We start from the raw sequence: 14,580 nt of genomic DNA, 5'->3' as shown, positions 1-14,580 counted from the left end.
CCTCATTTCCGAAGGAGCTCCCATGACTCTCCTCGTCACCGGCGGCACCGGCTTTGTCATGAGCGTGGTCGCGCGCGCATGGCTGGACCGCGATCCGCACGCCCGCGCCGTGATTCTCGATCGCTCCGGCCTCGACGCGGCGGCCGAAAAGCATTTCGCTCCGGTGCGCGACCGGCTCACGGTGATCGCCGCTGACATCCTCGACCCGAAAGCCTGGTCCGCGACGCTCGACCAGCAGGGCATCACGGCAATCGTCCATGGCGCGACGATCACGCCGATCTCGCGCGGCAGCGCCTCGGAGGCCAAGCGCCAGCCGGAGGCCGAAGACCCGGCCCGCATCGTCGACGTCAATCTCATGGGCACCGTGCGGATGCTGGACTGGGCGCGTGCAAGGCCGGACCTCAAGCGCTTCATCTATGTCAGTTCCGGTTCCGTCTACCGCCACAACGGGCCGGACTGGAGCAGCGAGCCATTGCCGGAAGACGGCTATGTCGCGCCGCTGACGCTCTACGGCATCTCGAAATTCGCCTCCGAGATGGTCACCAACCGCTATGCCGACCTGTTCAGCCTGTCGGCGGTCTCGGTGCGGCTTGCTTCCGTCTACGGCCCGATGGACCGCGCCACCGAGAGCCGCAATTTTCGCCATGTCCCCAACCGCGTCGCACATATGGCGTTGGCCGGCGAGACGATCAGGCCGAACAGCCTGGAACCTGTCGGCGACTATGTCACTTCCACCGACGTTGCCGCCGCGATCCTCGCGCTGATCGATGCGCCGCGTCTCAACTATCGCCACTACAATATCGGCTCCGGATCCAGCCAGACCATCGGCGAGATCATCGGCTGGGCAGCCGAACGCGTGCCGGGACTGAAGGCCGAGGTGACGCCGGGAGACGACGCCAACATCGTCCAGGATGTGACCCTGAAAGGCGGCATGTGGGGCGCCTATGACATCGCCCGCATCCTGCGCGACACCGCTTGGCGGCCGCGTCCCGGCAAGGAAGCCTTCCATGCCTACATGGACTGGATCACCGCCAACGAGAACTGAGCCAACCAGATCAGGAGACAAGCCGATGCCGACCGATCCGCAGCAAGCAGCGCAGCCGCGCGATTTCGTCGGCTACGGTCCGCATCCGCCCTTCGTCACCTGGCCGGGCGGCGTCAAGCTCGCCGTCAACCTCGTGCTCAACTACGAGGAAGGCTCGGAATACAACTGGCTGGAGGATGGCCGCAACGACAATTGGGGCGAGTATAATCTCGCCTCCAGCCCGCCGGTGCGCGACCTCGGCACCGAGACGCATTTCGAATATGGCAGCCGCGCCGGCGTCTGGCGCCTGGCCAGGCTGTTTGACCGCTACGACATTCCCGTCACCTTTTCCGCCTGCGCCGTGGCGCTCGAGCGCAACCCGCCTCTGGTAGAGTGGATGAAGGCGCGCAGGCATGACCTGATGGGCCACGGCCTGCGCTGGATCGACTACACGACCATGGAGCGGGCTGAGGAAGAGCGTCATCTTCATCAGGCGATCGCGCTTTATGAAAAACTGCTCGACAAGCGTCCCATCGGCTGGAACTGCCGCTCGCTGCCCAGCGTCAACACGCGCGACCTTCTGGTCGAGGAAGGCTGCTTCCTCTACCATTCCGATCCCTGCAATGACGACCTGCCCTATTTCCTCGATCATCGCGGCACCGAGATCCTCGTCGTCCCCTACTCCAAGACGCTCAACGACAGCCGCTATCTCGTCGCGCCCGGCTACAGCAATCCGCGCGACTTCGCCGAGGACTGCCGCGCGGCCATCGACTATATGCTCTCGGAAGCCGGCGAGACCGGCGGTCGCATGCTGACCATCGGCATCCACGCCCGCTGGACCGGCCAGCCCAACCGTGCATCGGGGCTGCGCGAGGTGATCGAGCATGTCCAGCAAAGCGACGGCGCCGCCTTCATGCGCCGCGAGGACATCGCCCGCTTCTGGCATGCCAACCATGCCCGCTTCGAGCAGCGTGGTTGAGGGCGTGTTCGAAACATTGATCCGTGGTGGAACCGTGATCAACGCCGACGGCCTCAGCCGCGGCGATATCGGCATCGCCGCGGGCAAGGTCGCCGCAATCATCGCGCCCGGCGAAGCCGCCGAAGCAAGGACGGTCGTCGACGCCTCCGGCAGCTTCGTGCTGCCCGGCCTCGTCGATGCGCATGCGCATCTGCGCGACCCCGGCCTGACCCACAAGGAGGACTTTTCTTCCGGCACCCATGCGGCCGCGCTCGGCGGCGTGACGACAGTTCTCGACATGCCGACTGACGAGCCGTGGACCGCGACGGCTGAGCAGCTAGACGACAAGATGGCGACGGCCGAAGGCCGCATCCATGTCGATGTCGGCCTGCAGGCCGTGGTCAGCCGAGATCTGTCGCCTGTCCCTCGCCTGCTCGGCCTCGCGCCGGTGTCGTTCGAGCTGTTCACCGCCGACGTGCCGGATGCCTTCCTGTTCGACACGCTCGACACGGTCGCTGGGGCGCTGAGGGCTTTCAGAGACGCCGACACCTTGATCGGCATCTCGCCCGGCGACCAGTCGATCCTCACAGGCAGCACTGCGCGCGACCGCTCCGGCACCATCGCCGCCTTCCTGGACAGCCGCCCGCCGCTGGCCGAAGCCAACGGCATCGCTCGCGCGCTTGTCGCCGCGGCCTCAACCGAGGCGAGGGTCCACGTCCGGCAGATCAATTCCGAATTGGGTGTCGAGACCTGGAGCCGGCTGCGCGGCATGGCCGACGCCACCGTCGAGACCACGCCGCAAAACCTGTTCTTCACGGCGCAGGATTACGAGGCGCAAGGCGCCAATCTGAAGGCCTCGCCGCCGTTGCGCTCACCGCATGATATCGACGCGCTGCGCGCCGCGCTCAGCGCGGGACTGATCGACATCGTCGCCACCGATCACGCCCCGCACGCGCCGGCCGAAAAGGCGGCATCCTATTCGGCTTTCGCCGACATCCCCGGCGGCATGCCGGGACTGCAGACCCTGCTTCCCACCATGCTGAGGCTGGTGGACGAAGGGCTCATCGCGCTGCACGATCTTGTACGCATGTGCTCCAGAAACCCAGCCGAGCGCTTCGGCCTCGGCCGGCGCAAGGGGCGTGTCGCCGTCGGCTACGATGCCGATCTGCTCATCCTCGACCCGCGCCGATCCAGCACGGTCGCCAATGCCGACCAGGTGTCGCGGGCGGGCTACACGCCCTTTGACGGCTGGACGGTGAAAGCGCGCCTGACCAACGTCTTCCTGCGCGGCCATGAGATCGTGCGCGAAGGCAGGCTGGTCGGCCAGGCGCAAGGAAAGATCGTCACCCGGGAGAGCTGAACACCATGGCCTTGCTCGCAGGTAAAACCGCCATCGTCACCGGAGCAAGCTCCGGCATCGGCCGCGCGATCGCGCTGAAGTTCGCCGCCGAAGGCGCCAACGTCGTCGTCGCCGACACGGTCGAGCAGCCGATCGAAGGCGGCGAGAGCACCGTCGATAGGATTCGTGCTGCCGGCGGCACAGCCATCTACTCCAGAACGGACATCTCGGATTGGAACGCCGTCGATATGCTCGTCGGGGCAACGATCGCGCAATTCGGCCGGCTCGACGTGATGGTCAACAATGCCGCGATCTACACCAGCACCAACCTGATCGAGACCACGCCGGAACAGTGGAACCGCGTCATCGGCGTCAATCTGACGGGCTTTTTCTACTGCAACAAACGCGCCGTCATGCAAATGCTGGCCCAGGCGCCGGTCAACGAGGTGCGCGGCCGCATCATCAACATCTCCTCGCAGCACGGTATGGTCGCCTGCCCCGGCGATTTTCCCTATTCCGTGAGCAAGGGCGGCATCGTGCAGATGACGCGCCAGATCGCCGTCGACCATGCCGACGACCTGATCGTCTGCAACGCGATCGCCCCGGGCAAGATCATCACCGGCAAGCCGGGCGTCGCCAACGATCCTGACGCGCTCGACTATTCGCGCCGGCGCACACCCTGGCCGCGGCTCGGCCAGCCGAGCGACGTGGCGGGCGCGGCGTTGTTCCTCGCCAGCGACATGGCCAGCTACGTCACCGGCATAAACCTGATGGTGGACGGCGGCTGGATGGCGGGCTGACGGTCGCCAATCGGCCATTGCCCGGCACTCAGCGACAGGAACCTTTGCGGAAACCACCCGTTGACCCTGCTGCGAGGGGGGCCAACGATATCTGGAATCCGTTGCCTTGGACGCAAAAACTGAAAGAAAAGAGCGCGAAACCGCTCCCGCCGAGGAAACGCGGGCTCAGCCCCGGTCCGATCAGCAGAAACGCCCGGCGGGCGACGACAAGCCCGTTAAAGACAAGCGCGGCAACGAAGGGCTGGCGCAAGACACGCAGGCGGATAACGGTCCGTCGGACAGGTCCGGCCTCATCAGGCGCCATCCCTACATAGCGGCGATCGTCGCGATCCTCATCCTGTTGGTCATCGCCGCCGTGGTCATCTGGTGGATCAACGCACGTCAGTATGAATGGACCGACGACGCCTTCATCGACGCCCGCACGGTGACGGTCGGCGCGGAAATTTCCGGGCGCATCACCGATGTCGCCGTCACCGACAACCAACCGATCGAGGCCGGCGCGGTCCTTCTGCGCATCGACGACAGCGACTACCAGGCTTCGCTCAAACAGGCGGAAGCCGGCGTTGTGGCGGCGCAGGCCGAGATCGCCAACGTCCAAGCCCAGACCCAGGCGCAGAACGCCAAGATCGATGCCGCCGGCAAGCAGGTGGCGCAGGCGCAGGCTGCGCTCGAATTCGCCAGGTCCGAGGACCAGCGCAACCGCGAGCTCCTGGCCAAGGGCACGGCGACGCAACAGCAGGCGCAGCAGGCCGCTTCGACCTTGCGCCAGGATCAGGCGGCGCTCGATGCCGCCAACGCCAATGCCGAGGCGGCGAAAAGCCAGGTTGCGGTTCTCCAGGCACAAGGCAAGAGCGCCGAGGCCAAGCTTCGGCAGGCCGAGGCCAGCGAGGACCAGGCCAAGACCACCCTCACCCGCACGACCATCACCGCACCCGTCGCCGGCCATGCCACCAACATCACGGCCGCGAAAGGCACCTATGCGCAGCCCGGCCAGGTGCTGATGATGTTCGTGCCCAAGGACGTCTGGGTGAAGGCGAACTTCAAGGAGACGCAGCTCGACCTGATGCGGCCGGGCCAGCCTGTCGATATCGCCATCGACGCCTATCCCGAAAAGACATTCCACGGCCATATCGACAGCATCCAGGCCGGCAGCGGCACGGCGTTCAGCCTGCTTCCGGCCGAAAACGCCACAGGCAATTTCGTCAAGGTGGTGCAGCGTGTGCCGGTCAAGATCATGTTCGACCAGCCGCCCGGTGTCTATCTTGGTCCGGGCATGTCGGTCGTGCCGACGGTCAAGGTGCGATGAGTGACGCCGTAACAGCCCATGGCGACCAAAGCCGTTCGGCGGCTGGCGGCCGCAATCCCTGGCTGATCGCGATCGTCGTCTCGATCGCGACCTTCATGCTGGTGCTCGACACCTCGATCGCCAATGTGGCGCTGCGCAACATCGCCGGCAGCCTGGCCGCAGGCATGGACGAGAGCACATGGGTGATCACCACCTATCTCGTCGCCAACTCCGTCATCATCCCGGTCAGCGGCTGGCTGACCAGCGTCATCGGCCGCAAGCGCTACTACATGATCTGCGTGGCGACCTTCACGCTGGCGTCGCTGCTCTGCGGGCTGGCGCCCAACCTGCCGACGCTGATCGCGTTCCGTATCCTGCAGGGGCTCGGCGGCGGCGGCATGGCACCGAGCGAGCAATCGATCCTTGCCGACACGTTCCCGCCCGAGAAACGCTCCCAGGCCTTTGCGCTCTACGGCATCGCGGTCATTGTCGCCCCGACCGTCGGGCCGACCATCGGCGGCTGGCTGACCGACAATTTTTCCTGGCATTGGATCTTCTTCATCAACGTGCCGTTCGGCATCATGTCGCTGGCGCTCGTGCAATGGCTGGTGATCGAGCCCGACATTCTCGAGCGCGAGCGTCGCGAGCGGTTGAGCAAGGGGCTGAAAGTCGACTGGATCGGCTTCGTCCTGGTGGCGCTGGCACTCGGCTGCCTCGAAGTCTTCCTCGACGAGGGCCAGCGCAACGACTGGTTCGCCTCGACCTTCATCACCGCTTTCGCCGTGATCTCGGCCGTGTCGTTCCTGCTGCTTGTCCCTTGGGAGTGGACGAGGCGCGACCCGATCGTCGACATCCGCCTGCTTTTCAGCCGGCAGTTCGGCATGTCGTTCCTCGTCATGATGGCTGTGGGCGCGGTGCTGTTCAGCAGCACGCAGTTGGTCCCGCAACTGCAGCAGACGACCTTCGACTACACCGCCACCCTTTCCGGCCTGTCGATGATGCCCGGCGGCATCGCCATGCTCCTGCTGATGCCGATATCGGGGTTTGCCGCCGGCATCGTCCAGCCGCGCTATCTCATCATGATGGGCATGTCGGTGGTCGCGGTCGCGCTCTGGCACATGACCTCGCTGACGCCCGACGCCAGCTTCGGGTTCTTCGCCTACGCGCGCGTCTATATGATGATCGGCCTGCCGTTCCTGTTCATCCCGATTTCGACGGCCGCCTATGTCGGCCTGCCGCCGCAGAAGACCGACCAGGCATCCTCGCTGATCAACGTCGCCCGCAACATCGGCGGCAGCATCGGCGTGTCACTGTCCAACACGGTGATCGCCCAGAACGCACAGCTCCATCAGTCGGTGCTGGTCGGCCACACGGCGCAGTCGAGCGAGGCCTATCAGCAGACGCTTCGCCAGGTGACGGACCATTTCGTCGCCGAGGGCTCGCCGCTGGTCGAAGCCAGGCAGCAGGCCGTCGGCTGGATCGGACAGGAAATCGGCCGCCAGGCCTCGCTGCTCGCTTATGTCGATGTTTTCTTTTACTGCGCGATTGCAACGGCGCTGCTGGTGCCGTTTGCCCTCCTGCTGCGGCCACCCAAACAGTCGCCAGCGAAGCGTTAGCTATCCTGTCACCCGGAGCTTGCGCCTCAGCGCCCGCCGCGCCAAGCTGGTGGCTTCTGGAGGAACCTCATGCGCACCATCCTGGCATCGGCGCTGCTTTTGGCGGCGGCATTTTTCACGACCAATGCAAATGCTCTCGACAGCTCGAACACGCCGGTCGTGGTGACGCCGCTGGCGTCGAAGACGACGACCGCATCGGGCCAGCCGATCACGCTGCCGCAGAAGAATGTCGAGGTTCAGGTCTCGTCCTACCAGATTGCGCAGGGAGCGACCTTGCCAGTGCACAAGCACCCCTTCCCGCGCTACGCCTATGTCGAGCAAGGAACGCTCAAGGTCACCAATGTCGAGACCGGCGCCGCCAACACTTACAAGACCGGCGACTTCATCATCGAGACGATCGGGCAATGGCACCAGGCCACCAATATCGGCACCGATCCGGTGAAGCTTCTGGTGATCGACCAGGTCGAGCAAGGCGCCAGGAACACGATCCTGAAACAGTAGCCGGCAAGGCCTCGAAGCCGGCCTCTCGCCTCATCCCCAGGCGCTCACCGGTTGCCTTGTGGTGGCGTTCAGGCGGTTAAAGGCGTTGATCAGCGCGATCTGGATCACCAAAGCGGCGAGCGCCTTGTCGTCATAGTGGCGCGCCGCCTCGTCCCAGACGTCGTCCGGCACCGCGTCGGAGCGGTCGGCCAGCCGCGTCGCAGCTTCGGCAAGCGCAAGCGCCGCGCGCTCCGGGTCGGTGAAATATGGCGTTTCGCGCCATGCCGACACCGCAAAAATCCGCTCGTCCTTCTCGCCAGCCTTCTTCAGCTCGCGCGCATGCATGTCGACGCAGACGGCGCAGGCGTTGATCTGGCTGGCGCGCAGGTGAACGAGCTTGCGCGTCACATAAGGCACGTCGCCGGCCTCGGTCGACTTGTCGAGCGCGAGCAGCGCCTGCAGCGCGCCGGGAATGAGCATCACCGGGTTCTTCAATCTTGCTTCCATCATCCGTCTCCTCGGCTTCGCGCGACCGATAAGGCCCGCGCCAATCAATAACTTTCCAGTTATGAGTTATCCATAACTTTGCGGTTATGCATTGTCAAGCGAGATGCATGTCTGGCGAGTTGTATGGGCTGGCGAGTTGCATGGCTGGCGACTTCCATGGCTGGACCGATCGTTGCCGCTTTCGCGACGGCGCGCCCGATGCTAGGGCTGCCCATCTCGTCGAAAGCATGGATGGAAACCGATGGCGGACACGCAAAAACCCCTGATCGAAATCTGCGTCGAAGGCATTGACGGGCTGCTTGCCGCGCAGGCCGCCGGCGCCGACCGGGTCGAGCTCTGCGCCAGCCTGGTCGAGGGCGGCATCACGCCGAGCCTCGGCACGGTGCGCGCCGCGCTCGAAAGCGCGACCATCCCCTTCCATGTCATCGTGCGTCCGCGCGGCGGCGATTTCCTCTACAGCGAGACCGAATACCGCTCGATGCTCACCGACGTCGAAGCGCTTCGCGAGCTCGGCGTGACCGGCGTCGTGGTCGGCTGCCTGACCGCCGACGGCGCCATCGACGAGGCGCGCATGAGCGCGCTGGTCGAGGCCGCCGGCCCGCTCAACGTCACCTGTCATCGCGCCTTCGACATGACGCGCGATCCGGCCGAGGCGCTCGAAGCCCTAATCCGCTGCAAGGTCGGCCGGGTGCTGACCAGCGGCCAGCGCGACACGGCGGTCGAAGGCATCGAGCTTCTGGCGGAACTCGTTCGCCAAGCCGGCTCACGCATCATCATCCTCGGCTGCGGCGCGCTGGCGCCCGACACGATCGGCGAGGTACGCAGGCGGACCGGACTGGCCGAGATGCATTTCGCAGCACTTGCGGACGTGCCGAGCGCCATGCGCTACCGCAACCCGGATGTCGGCATGGGCGGCACCGACCTCGACCGCGAATACCGCACCACGGTGACCGACCAGGCCCTGGTGGCGGCGACGATCGCGGCCGCGAAGGCCTGACGATGATAATCGAACGCATTTCGCCCGCCGACGAGGCCGCCATCCTCGCGCTCAACAACGAGCATGCGGCGGAGCTGTCCTGGCTTGAGCCGGAACGGCTGTCCCATCTGCTCGGGCAAGCGTTCTACACCCGCCGCATCGGCGCGCTCGAAGCCTTCATCATGACCTTCGACCAGGATGCGCGCTACGACAGCCCGAACTTCCTCTGGTTTCGCCAGCGTTATCCGCGCTTCGTCTATGTCGACCGTGTGGTGGTCGCTGCCGTCGCGCGCGGCCGCGGCCATGCCCGCCGGCTCTATGAGGATCTGTTCGAGCAGGCCCGGCGCGCCGGCCACACGATCGTCACCTGCGAGGTCAACGCCGATCCGCCCAACCCTGCCTCCGATGCCTTCCACGCCGCGCTTGGCTTCGCCGAGGTCGGCGATGCGGTGATCCACGGCGGCAAGAAGTCGGTGCGCTATTGGGCAAAGCCGATCGCCGCCTGACCCCCCGAACCCGCTGGCCAGGAAAACAAGCCGAAGCTAATATAGAAGCTCCGTTGGCTGGGGGGCGGCATCATGGCGAGCAATGTCTTCCGCTTCGACGAAAGTTGGGACATCCCCGAAGGCACGCCGCAGGAAGTGTGGGACGTGCTGTCGGACGCTGAGCTTCTGCCACTCTGGTGGGGCGATGCCTACAAGGAGGTCGAGCCGCTCGACAAGAAGGGCAAGGGCGTCGTCGGCGCCCGCGCCAGGGCGAGAGCGCGCGGCGCCCTGCCCTATGAGCTGAACTTCATCATCGAGGCCGCCGAGCTCGAGCCCGGCCGGCTGGTGGTGGTGAAGACCTTCGGCGATTTCGACGGGCTCTGGCGAGCCGAGCTGTCGCCGTCCGGACAAGGCACGCATGTCGATCTGGTTTGGCAGGTCACGGTCGAGAGGCCGATCCTCAAGCTGCTGGCGCCGCTGCTAAGGCCAGCCTTCGCCTGGAACCATCGCTGGACGACGCCGCGCGGCGAAGCCGGGCTTCGCCGCTATCTCGCGGCGCGGAAGAACGGCGAGACCTGATCTCACCAGTTGCGGTTGAGCCAGCCGCGTGCGGGCTTTTCGACGATATAGTAACTGGCCAGCGCGCAGGCGAACACGGCCGCCAGCATCGGGATCGGCGACCAACCGTGCTCATCGACGAATTTGTAGAAGGGCTGCTGCCACAAATAGAGCGAATAGGACCACAGCCCGAGCATCACCATAGGCCAGGACGACAGCAGCCCCTTCACATAGCCGACCGCGAAGTCGAGCGTGTTGACCGCGAGCGCCAGCAGCGGCACGCCGACAAGATAGTGGATCGGCGTCGGCACCCGGTCGAGGAACAGCAACAGGCCGCCAACCGCGGCCCCGAGCGCCACATGCTGGCTTTGCAGGAAAGTCGGCAGGCGCCCGTCAGCCTTGAGCAGGCAGATCGCCGCGGACAGCAGGATCGAGGCGATATGCACGTCGGTGCGCCAGTAGGTGGTCTCGTAGCCCATGCCGAGAACCCCGTACGAAATCGCGCCGTTGGCCATTGCCAGCAAGGCCAGCACCAGAAGCAGCCGGATAACATTGGCGCGTCCTGAAACCACCACGCTGATCAGCGCGAGCAGGATATAGGAATGCTCCTCGACGCAGAGCGACCAGATGTGGTCGAGCGCGCCGGCGCGATTGATGAAGATGCCGGCGTAATTGTAGGTGAAGGTCAGCGCCGTCAGCGCCGCCTTCCATTTGAAGGCGATGAAGGTTCCGGTCAGGCCGATCATGGCGGCTATCGCGAACACCAGCAGCGCGGGATAGATGCGAGAGAAGCGGCGCTTGAAGAATTTCTTCAGCGGAAAGCGCTCGATGAACAGGATCTCGCCCATCAGCCGGCCGCTCAGCACGAAGAAGAACTCGACGCCGAGCACGCCGAGATTGAGCCCCGGGACCGGAAAGAAATGGCCGATCAGCACCATCGCGATCGACAGGCCTCGCCAGCCGTCGAGATAGGCCAGCCTTGCCCTGGCTTCCCTGTCGGCCGCGGCCCGCGGCAGGACAACGGACGCTGCGGAGATGTCGGTCATACCCTGCCTTCGCAACTCGAGGTCCGCATGCGAAGCGTTGCCCGCGTCTCGGACTGTCTGGTATTCCCGCCATGGTCATTTTGCAGTGCGGGATACTATTGTGCAAGTGCGAAAGCGGGAATACTCAGGTAGTTCCCGCCAAGTCGTTGCGAATACAGAAGGAAAAGGGGCCGCGAGGGCCCCTTTGTCTCACCCAGGCTGAGGGCGTTCAGGCGTTGGCCGCGGCCACCGCGCGCTTGGCCATCACCGCGATCAGGTTGGCGCGGTAGTCGGCGGAGGCATGGAGATCGCTCATCAGCCCCTTCGCCGGCACTTTGACGCCACCGAGCGCCGCGGCGTCGAAATTTTTCGCCAGCGCTGCCTCGATTTCCTTGGAGCGGAAGACGCCGTCCTCGCCGGCGCCGGTCACCGCCGCCCTCACCCCGTCCTTGCCCTTGGTCACGAACACGCCGACGATGGCGTAGCGCGAAGCCGGGTTGCGGAACTTCTGGTAGGCCGCCTTGGCCGGAGCGGTAAAGCTCACCGCGGTGACGATCTCGCCTTCTTTCAGCGCCGTCTCGAACAGGCCCTTGAAGAATTTGTCCGCCGGGATCTCGCGCTTGTTGGTGATGATCGTCGCGCCCAGCGCCAGCAATGCCGCCGGATAGTCGGCGGCCGGATCGTTGTTGGCGATCGAGCCGCCGATCGTGCCCTTGTGGCGCACCGCCGGATCGCCGATCAAGGACGCCATATGCGCAAGCGCCGGGCAGGCCTTCTTCAGCTTGTCGTCGGTGGAGACGTCGTAATGCGTCGTCGCGGCGCCTATTGTGACCGTCTTGCCGGACACTTTGACGCCCTGCAGGTCCTTGAGCCGCGACACGTCGACGAGGTCCGACGGCGCTGCCAGCCGCGTCTTCATGGCGGGGATCAAAGTCATGCCGCCGGAAAGCAGCTTGGCATCGCCGTTCTTCAAGAGCTTGGCGGCATCGGAGACCGAGGCAGCGCGGTGATAGTTGACTGAGTACATGTGTTTTTCTCCCTTCGGGAGAAAGCGAATAGGGAGTAGCGAATAGCGAATAGAACCTCCTCTATCCACGCCGCTTTTGTTCCCTATTCGCTACTCCCTATTCGCTATGCGCTTTTCAGTGCTTCGTCGCCCGGATGGTTGCCCACACCGTCGCTGGCGACGCCGGCATGGCGATGTCGACGACGCCGAGCGCATCGGTGATGGCGTTGATGACCGCCGGCGGCGAACCGATGGCGCCGGCCTCGCCGCAGCCCTTGATGCCGAGCGGATTGCCCGGACATGGCGTGTTCGAGGTCGAGACCTTGAAGGAGGGCAGGTCGCCCGCGCGCGGCATGGTGTAATCCATGTAGCTTGCCGTCAGAAGCTGGCCGCTTGAGTCGTAATGCGCGCCTTCCAGCAGTGCCTGGCCGACGCCCTGGGCGATGCCGCCATGCACCTGCCCCTCGACGATCATCGGATTGATGATGTTGCCGAAATCGTCGGCGGCGACGAACTGGATGATTTCCGTCGTACCGGTTTCCGGATCGATCTCGACCTCGCAGATGTAGCATCCGGCCGGGAAGGTGAAGTTGGACGGATCGTAGAAGGCCGTCTCCTTCAGCCCGGGCTCCATGCCCGCCGGCAAATTGTGGGCGGTGTAGGAGGCAAGCGCCACCTGGAACCAGGGCAGGCTCTTGTCGGTGCCCGCGACCTTGACCTCGCCATTCTCGATGACGATGTCGCCCTCGTCCGCTTCGAGCAGGTGCGCGGCGATCTTCTTGGCCTTGGCCTCGACCTTGTCGAGCGCCTTGACGATGGCCGACATGCCGACGGCGCCGGAACGCGAACCGTAGGTGCCCATGCCCATCTGCACCTTGTCGGTGTCGCCATGGACGATCGACACCGAATCGAGCGGGACGCCGAAGCGTTGGGTGACCAGTTGCGCGAAGGTCGTCTCATGGCCCTGGCCATGGCTGTGCGAGCCGGTCAGCACCTCGATCGTGCCCACGGCGTTGACGCGCACCTCCGCCGATTCCCAGAGGCCGACGCCGGCGCCGAGCGAGCCGACCGCCGCCGACGGCGCGATGCCGCAGGCCTCGATGTAGCAGCTCATGCCGATGCCGCGCAGCTTGCCCTGCTTGCCCGCATCCGCGCGGCGCTTGGTGAAGCCGGCATAGTCGGCGGCTTTCATCGCCGCGTCGAGCGATGCGTTATAGTCGCCGGCGTCATAGTTCATGATGACCGGCGTCTGATGCGGGAAGGACGTGATGAAGTTGCGGCGCCTGAGCTCCGCCGGCGACACGCCGAGCTCGCGCGCGGCGGTTTCCATCGTGCGTTCCAGAAGATAGGTGGCTTCCGGCCGCCCAGCCCCGCGATAGGCATCGACGGGCGCGGTGTTGGTGTAGACGGTGCGCACATTGGCGTGGATCGCCGGGATGTTGTACTGGCCCGACAGCAGCGTGGCGTAGAGATAGGTCGGCACGCAGGACGAGAACAACGACATGTAGGCGCCGAGATTGGCGATCGTGTCGACCTTGAACCCGGTGATCCGGTTGTCCTTGTCGAAGGCCATCTCGACGGTCGAGACGTGGTCGCGGCCATGCGCGTCCGACAGGAAGCTTTCGGTGCGGTCGGCCACCCATTTGACGGGGACGCCGGTCTTCTTCGACGCCCACAGGCAGACGATCTCTTCCGGGTAGATGTAGATCTTGGAGCCGAAGCCGCCGCCGACATCCGGCGCGATCACGCGCAGCTTGTTTTCCGGGGCGACGTTGTAGAAGGCGCTCATCACCAGCCGCGCGACATGCGGGTTCTGCGACGTCGTCCAGCAGGTATAATGGTCCTCGGCCTTGTCGTAATGGCCGAGCGCGGCGCGCGGCTCCATGGCGTTGGGCACGAGGCGATTGTTGACGATCTTCATGCGCGTGACATGGGCCGCCGACTTGATCGCCGCGTCGGTCGCCTTGGCGTCGCCGATCTCCCAGTCGAAGATCAGGTTGTTGTCGGACTCGGCGTGGATCTGCGGCGCGCCGGCTTGAATGGCCTTCGTAGCGTCGACAACGGCCTTCAGTTCCTTGTAGGTGATCTCGACCGCTTCCGCCGCGTCTCGCGCCTGGCCCTTGGTATCGGCGACGACGATGACCACGGCATCACCGACATAGCGCACCTTGTCGATCGCCAAAGGCGACCACGCGCCCATCTTCATTGGCGTGCCGTCCTTGGAGTGGATCATCCAGCCGCAGATCAAATTGCCGATCCCGTCGGCCTTGAGCTCCTTGCCGGTGAGCACGCCGACGACGCCGGGCATCGCTTGCGCTTTTTTCACGTCGATCTTCTTGATCTGCGCATGGGCGTGCGGACTGCGCACGAACACGGCGTGTTTCATGCCTGGAACCACCATGTCGTCGACATAGCGGCCGCCGCCGGTGATGAACCTCTTGTCTTCCTTGCGCGCCACGCGGGCGCCGACGCCTTCGATACCCATTGCGGAAATTCCTCCGGAATTCAGTGAATGGTGAAT

The 14,580-nt window shown here is 64.9% G+C and carries 14 protein-coding genes; 10 read left to right on the top strand and 4 right to left on the bottom strand.

Annotated elements, in window-relative coordinates; genetic code table 11:
- Positions 1–22: 22 nt before the first annotated feature.
- The 7 genes from RFM52_RS04940 (at position 23) to RFM52_RS04910 (ending at position 7,523) form a co-directional block, all read left to right on the top strand.
- Positions 23–1,045 carry an NAD-dependent epimerase/dehydratase family protein gene (locus RFM52_RS04940; protein ID WP_320295406.1) on the top strand — a complete coding sequence of 341 codons (1,023 nt, stop codon included), beginning with the start codon at positions 23–25 and terminating at the stop codon, positions 1,043–1,045.
- Between the two features lie 25 nt (positions 1,046–1,070).
- Positions 1,071–2,003, top strand: a complete 933-nt coding sequence (locus RFM52_RS04935) for a polysaccharide deacetylase family protein (RefSeq protein ID WP_320295405.1) — start codon at positions 1,071–1,073, stop codon at positions 2,001–2,003.
- Positions 1,978–3,342: a dihydroorotase gene (locus RFM52_RS04930; protein WP_320295404.1), complete on the top strand. Its 1,365-nt coding sequence runs from the start codon at positions 1,978–1,980 to the stop codon at positions 3,340–3,342. Before RFM52_RS04935 ends, RFM52_RS04930 begins: the two co-directional genes overlap by 26 nt.
- Before the next feature lie 5 nt (positions 3,343–3,347).
- A complete protein-coding gene (locus RFM52_RS04925) occupies positions 3,348–4,121 on the top strand; it encodes an SDR family NAD(P)-dependent oxidoreductase (protein WP_320295403.1) in 774 nt (257 codons plus the stop codon).
- Positions 4,122–4,227: 106 nt separating this feature from the next.
- Positions 4,228–5,427, top strand: coding sequence for an HlyD family secretion protein (locus RFM52_RS04920; RefSeq protein WP_320295402.1), 1,200 nt, complete (start codon positions 4,228–4,230; stop codon positions 5,425–5,427).
- Positions 5,424–7,022 (top strand): DHA2 family efflux MFS transporter permease subunit, encoded by a 1,599-nt coding sequence (locus RFM52_RS04915; protein ID WP_320295401.1) that lies wholly within the window; start codon positions 5,424–5,426, stop codon positions 7,020–7,022. The genes RFM52_RS04920 and RFM52_RS04915 overlap by 4 nt, the downstream gene beginning before the upstream one ends.
- Before the next feature lie 69 nt (positions 7,023–7,091).
- Entirely contained in the window at positions 7,092–7,523 is a 432-nt protein-coding gene (locus RFM52_RS04910) for a cupin domain-containing protein (protein WP_320295400.1), read from the top strand.
- A 30-nt stretch (positions 7,524–7,553) separates the two neighbouring features.
- Here RFM52_RS04910 and RFM52_RS04905 read toward each other — a convergent pair whose 3' ends face one another.
- Positions 7,554–8,009, bottom strand: a complete 456-nt coding sequence (locus RFM52_RS04905) for a carboxymuconolactone decarboxylase family protein (RefSeq protein WP_320295399.1) — start codon at positions 8,007–8,009, stop codon at positions 7,554–7,556.
- Between the two features lie 241 nt (positions 8,010–8,250).
- Here RFM52_RS04905 and RFM52_RS04900 point away from each other — a divergent pair, with 241 nt between their 5' ends.
- From RFM52_RS04900 to RFM52_RS04890, 3 genes are all read left to right on the top strand, one after another.
- Complete coding sequence (locus RFM52_RS04900) at positions 8,251–9,006, top strand: copper homeostasis protein CutC (RefSeq protein ID WP_320295398.1); 756 nt, start codon at positions 8,251–8,253, stop codon at positions 9,004–9,006.
- Positions 9,007–9,008: 2 nt separating this feature from the next.
- Positions 9,009–9,491, top strand: a complete 483-nt coding sequence (locus tag RFM52_RS04895; protein ID WP_320295397.1) for a GNAT family N-acetyltransferase — start codon at positions 9,009–9,011, stop codon at positions 9,489–9,491.
- 72 nt (positions 9,492–9,563) lie between these two features.
- Entirely contained in the window at positions 9,564–10,049 is a 486-nt protein-coding gene (locus RFM52_RS04890) for an SRPBCC family protein (RefSeq protein WP_320295396.1), read from the top strand.
- A 2-nt stretch (positions 10,050–10,051) separates the two neighbouring features.
- Here the strand turns inward: RFM52_RS04890 and RFM52_RS04885 are convergent, their stop codons facing one another.
- From RFM52_RS04885 to RFM52_RS04875, 3 genes are all read right to left on the bottom strand, one after another.
- Positions 10,052–11,074, bottom strand: coding sequence for an acyltransferase family protein (locus RFM52_RS04885; RefSeq protein ID WP_320295395.1), 1,023 nt, complete (start codon positions 11,072–11,074; stop codon positions 10,052–10,054).
- Between the two features lie 208 nt (positions 11,075–11,282).
- Positions 11,283–12,080 (bottom strand): FAD binding domain-containing protein, encoded by a 798-nt coding sequence (locus RFM52_RS04880; protein ID WP_320295394.1) that lies wholly within the window; start codon positions 12,078–12,080, stop codon positions 11,283–11,285.
- A gap of 115 nt (positions 12,081–12,195) precedes the next feature.
- Positions 12,196–14,544: a xanthine dehydrogenase family protein molybdopterin-binding subunit gene (locus RFM52_RS04875; protein WP_320295393.1), complete on the bottom strand. Its 2,349-nt coding sequence runs from the start codon at positions 14,542–14,544 to the stop codon at positions 12,196–12,198.
- Positions 14,545–14,580 lie beyond the last annotated feature (36 nt).

Origin of the sequence: Mesorhizobium humile (genome assembly GCF_033977215.1) — a bacterium.
In the GTDB taxonomy this organism is placed as follows: domain Bacteria; phylum Pseudomonadota; class Alphaproteobacteria; order Rhizobiales; family Rhizobiaceae; genus Mesorhizobium; species Mesorhizobium humile.
This window is presented reverse-complemented; position numbering and strand designations above follow the sequence as displayed.

Coding starts and splice junctions, on each gene's coding strand:
- RFM52_RS04940 (WP_320295406.1), top strand. CDS start 23: ATGACTCTCCTCGTCACCGGCGGCACCGGCTTTGTCATGAGCGTGGTC.
- RFM52_RS04935 (WP_320295405.1), top strand. CDS start 1,071: ATGCCGACCGATCCGCAGCAAGCAGCGCAGCCGCGCGATTTCGTCGGC.
- RFM52_RS04930 (WP_320295404.1), top strand. CDS start 1,978: ATGCCCGCTTCGAGCAGCGTGGTTGAGGGCGTGTTCGAAACATTGATC.
- RFM52_RS04925 (WP_320295403.1), top strand. CDS start 3,348: ATGGCCTTGCTCGCAGGTAAAACCGCCATCGTCACCGGAGCAAGCTCC.
- RFM52_RS04915 (WP_320295401.1), top strand. CDS start 5,424: ATGAGTGACGCCGTAACAGCCCATGGCGACCAAAGCCGTTCGGCGGCT.
- RFM52_RS04910 (WP_320295400.1), top strand. CDS start 7,092: ATGCGCACCATCCTGGCATCGGCGCTGCTTTTGGCGGCGGCATTTTTC.
- RFM52_RS04905 (WP_320295399.1), bottom strand. CDS start 8,009: ATGGAAGCAAGATTGAAGAACCCGGTGATGCTCATTCCCGGCGCGCTG.
- RFM52_RS04900 (WP_320295398.1), top strand. CDS start 8,251: ATGGCGGACACGCAAAAACCCCTGATCGAAATCTGCGTCGAAGGCATT.
- RFM52_RS04895 (WP_320295397.1), top strand. CDS start 9,009: ATGATAATCGAACGCATTTCGCCCGCCGACGAGGCCGCCATCCTCGCG.
- RFM52_RS04890 (WP_320295396.1), top strand. CDS start 9,564: ATGGCGAGCAATGTCTTCCGCTTCGACGAAAGTTGGGACATCCCCGAA.
- RFM52_RS04885 (WP_320295395.1), bottom strand. CDS start 11,074: ATGACCGACATCTCCGCAGCGTCCGTTGTCCTGCCGCGGGCCGCGGCC.
- RFM52_RS04880 (WP_320295394.1), bottom strand. CDS start 12,080: ATGTACTCAGTCAACTATCACCGCGCTGCCTCGGTCTCCGATGCCGCC.
- RFM52_RS04875 (WP_320295393.1), bottom strand. CDS start 14,544: ATGGGTATCGAAGGCGTCGGCGCCCGCGTGGCGCGCAAGGAAGACAAG.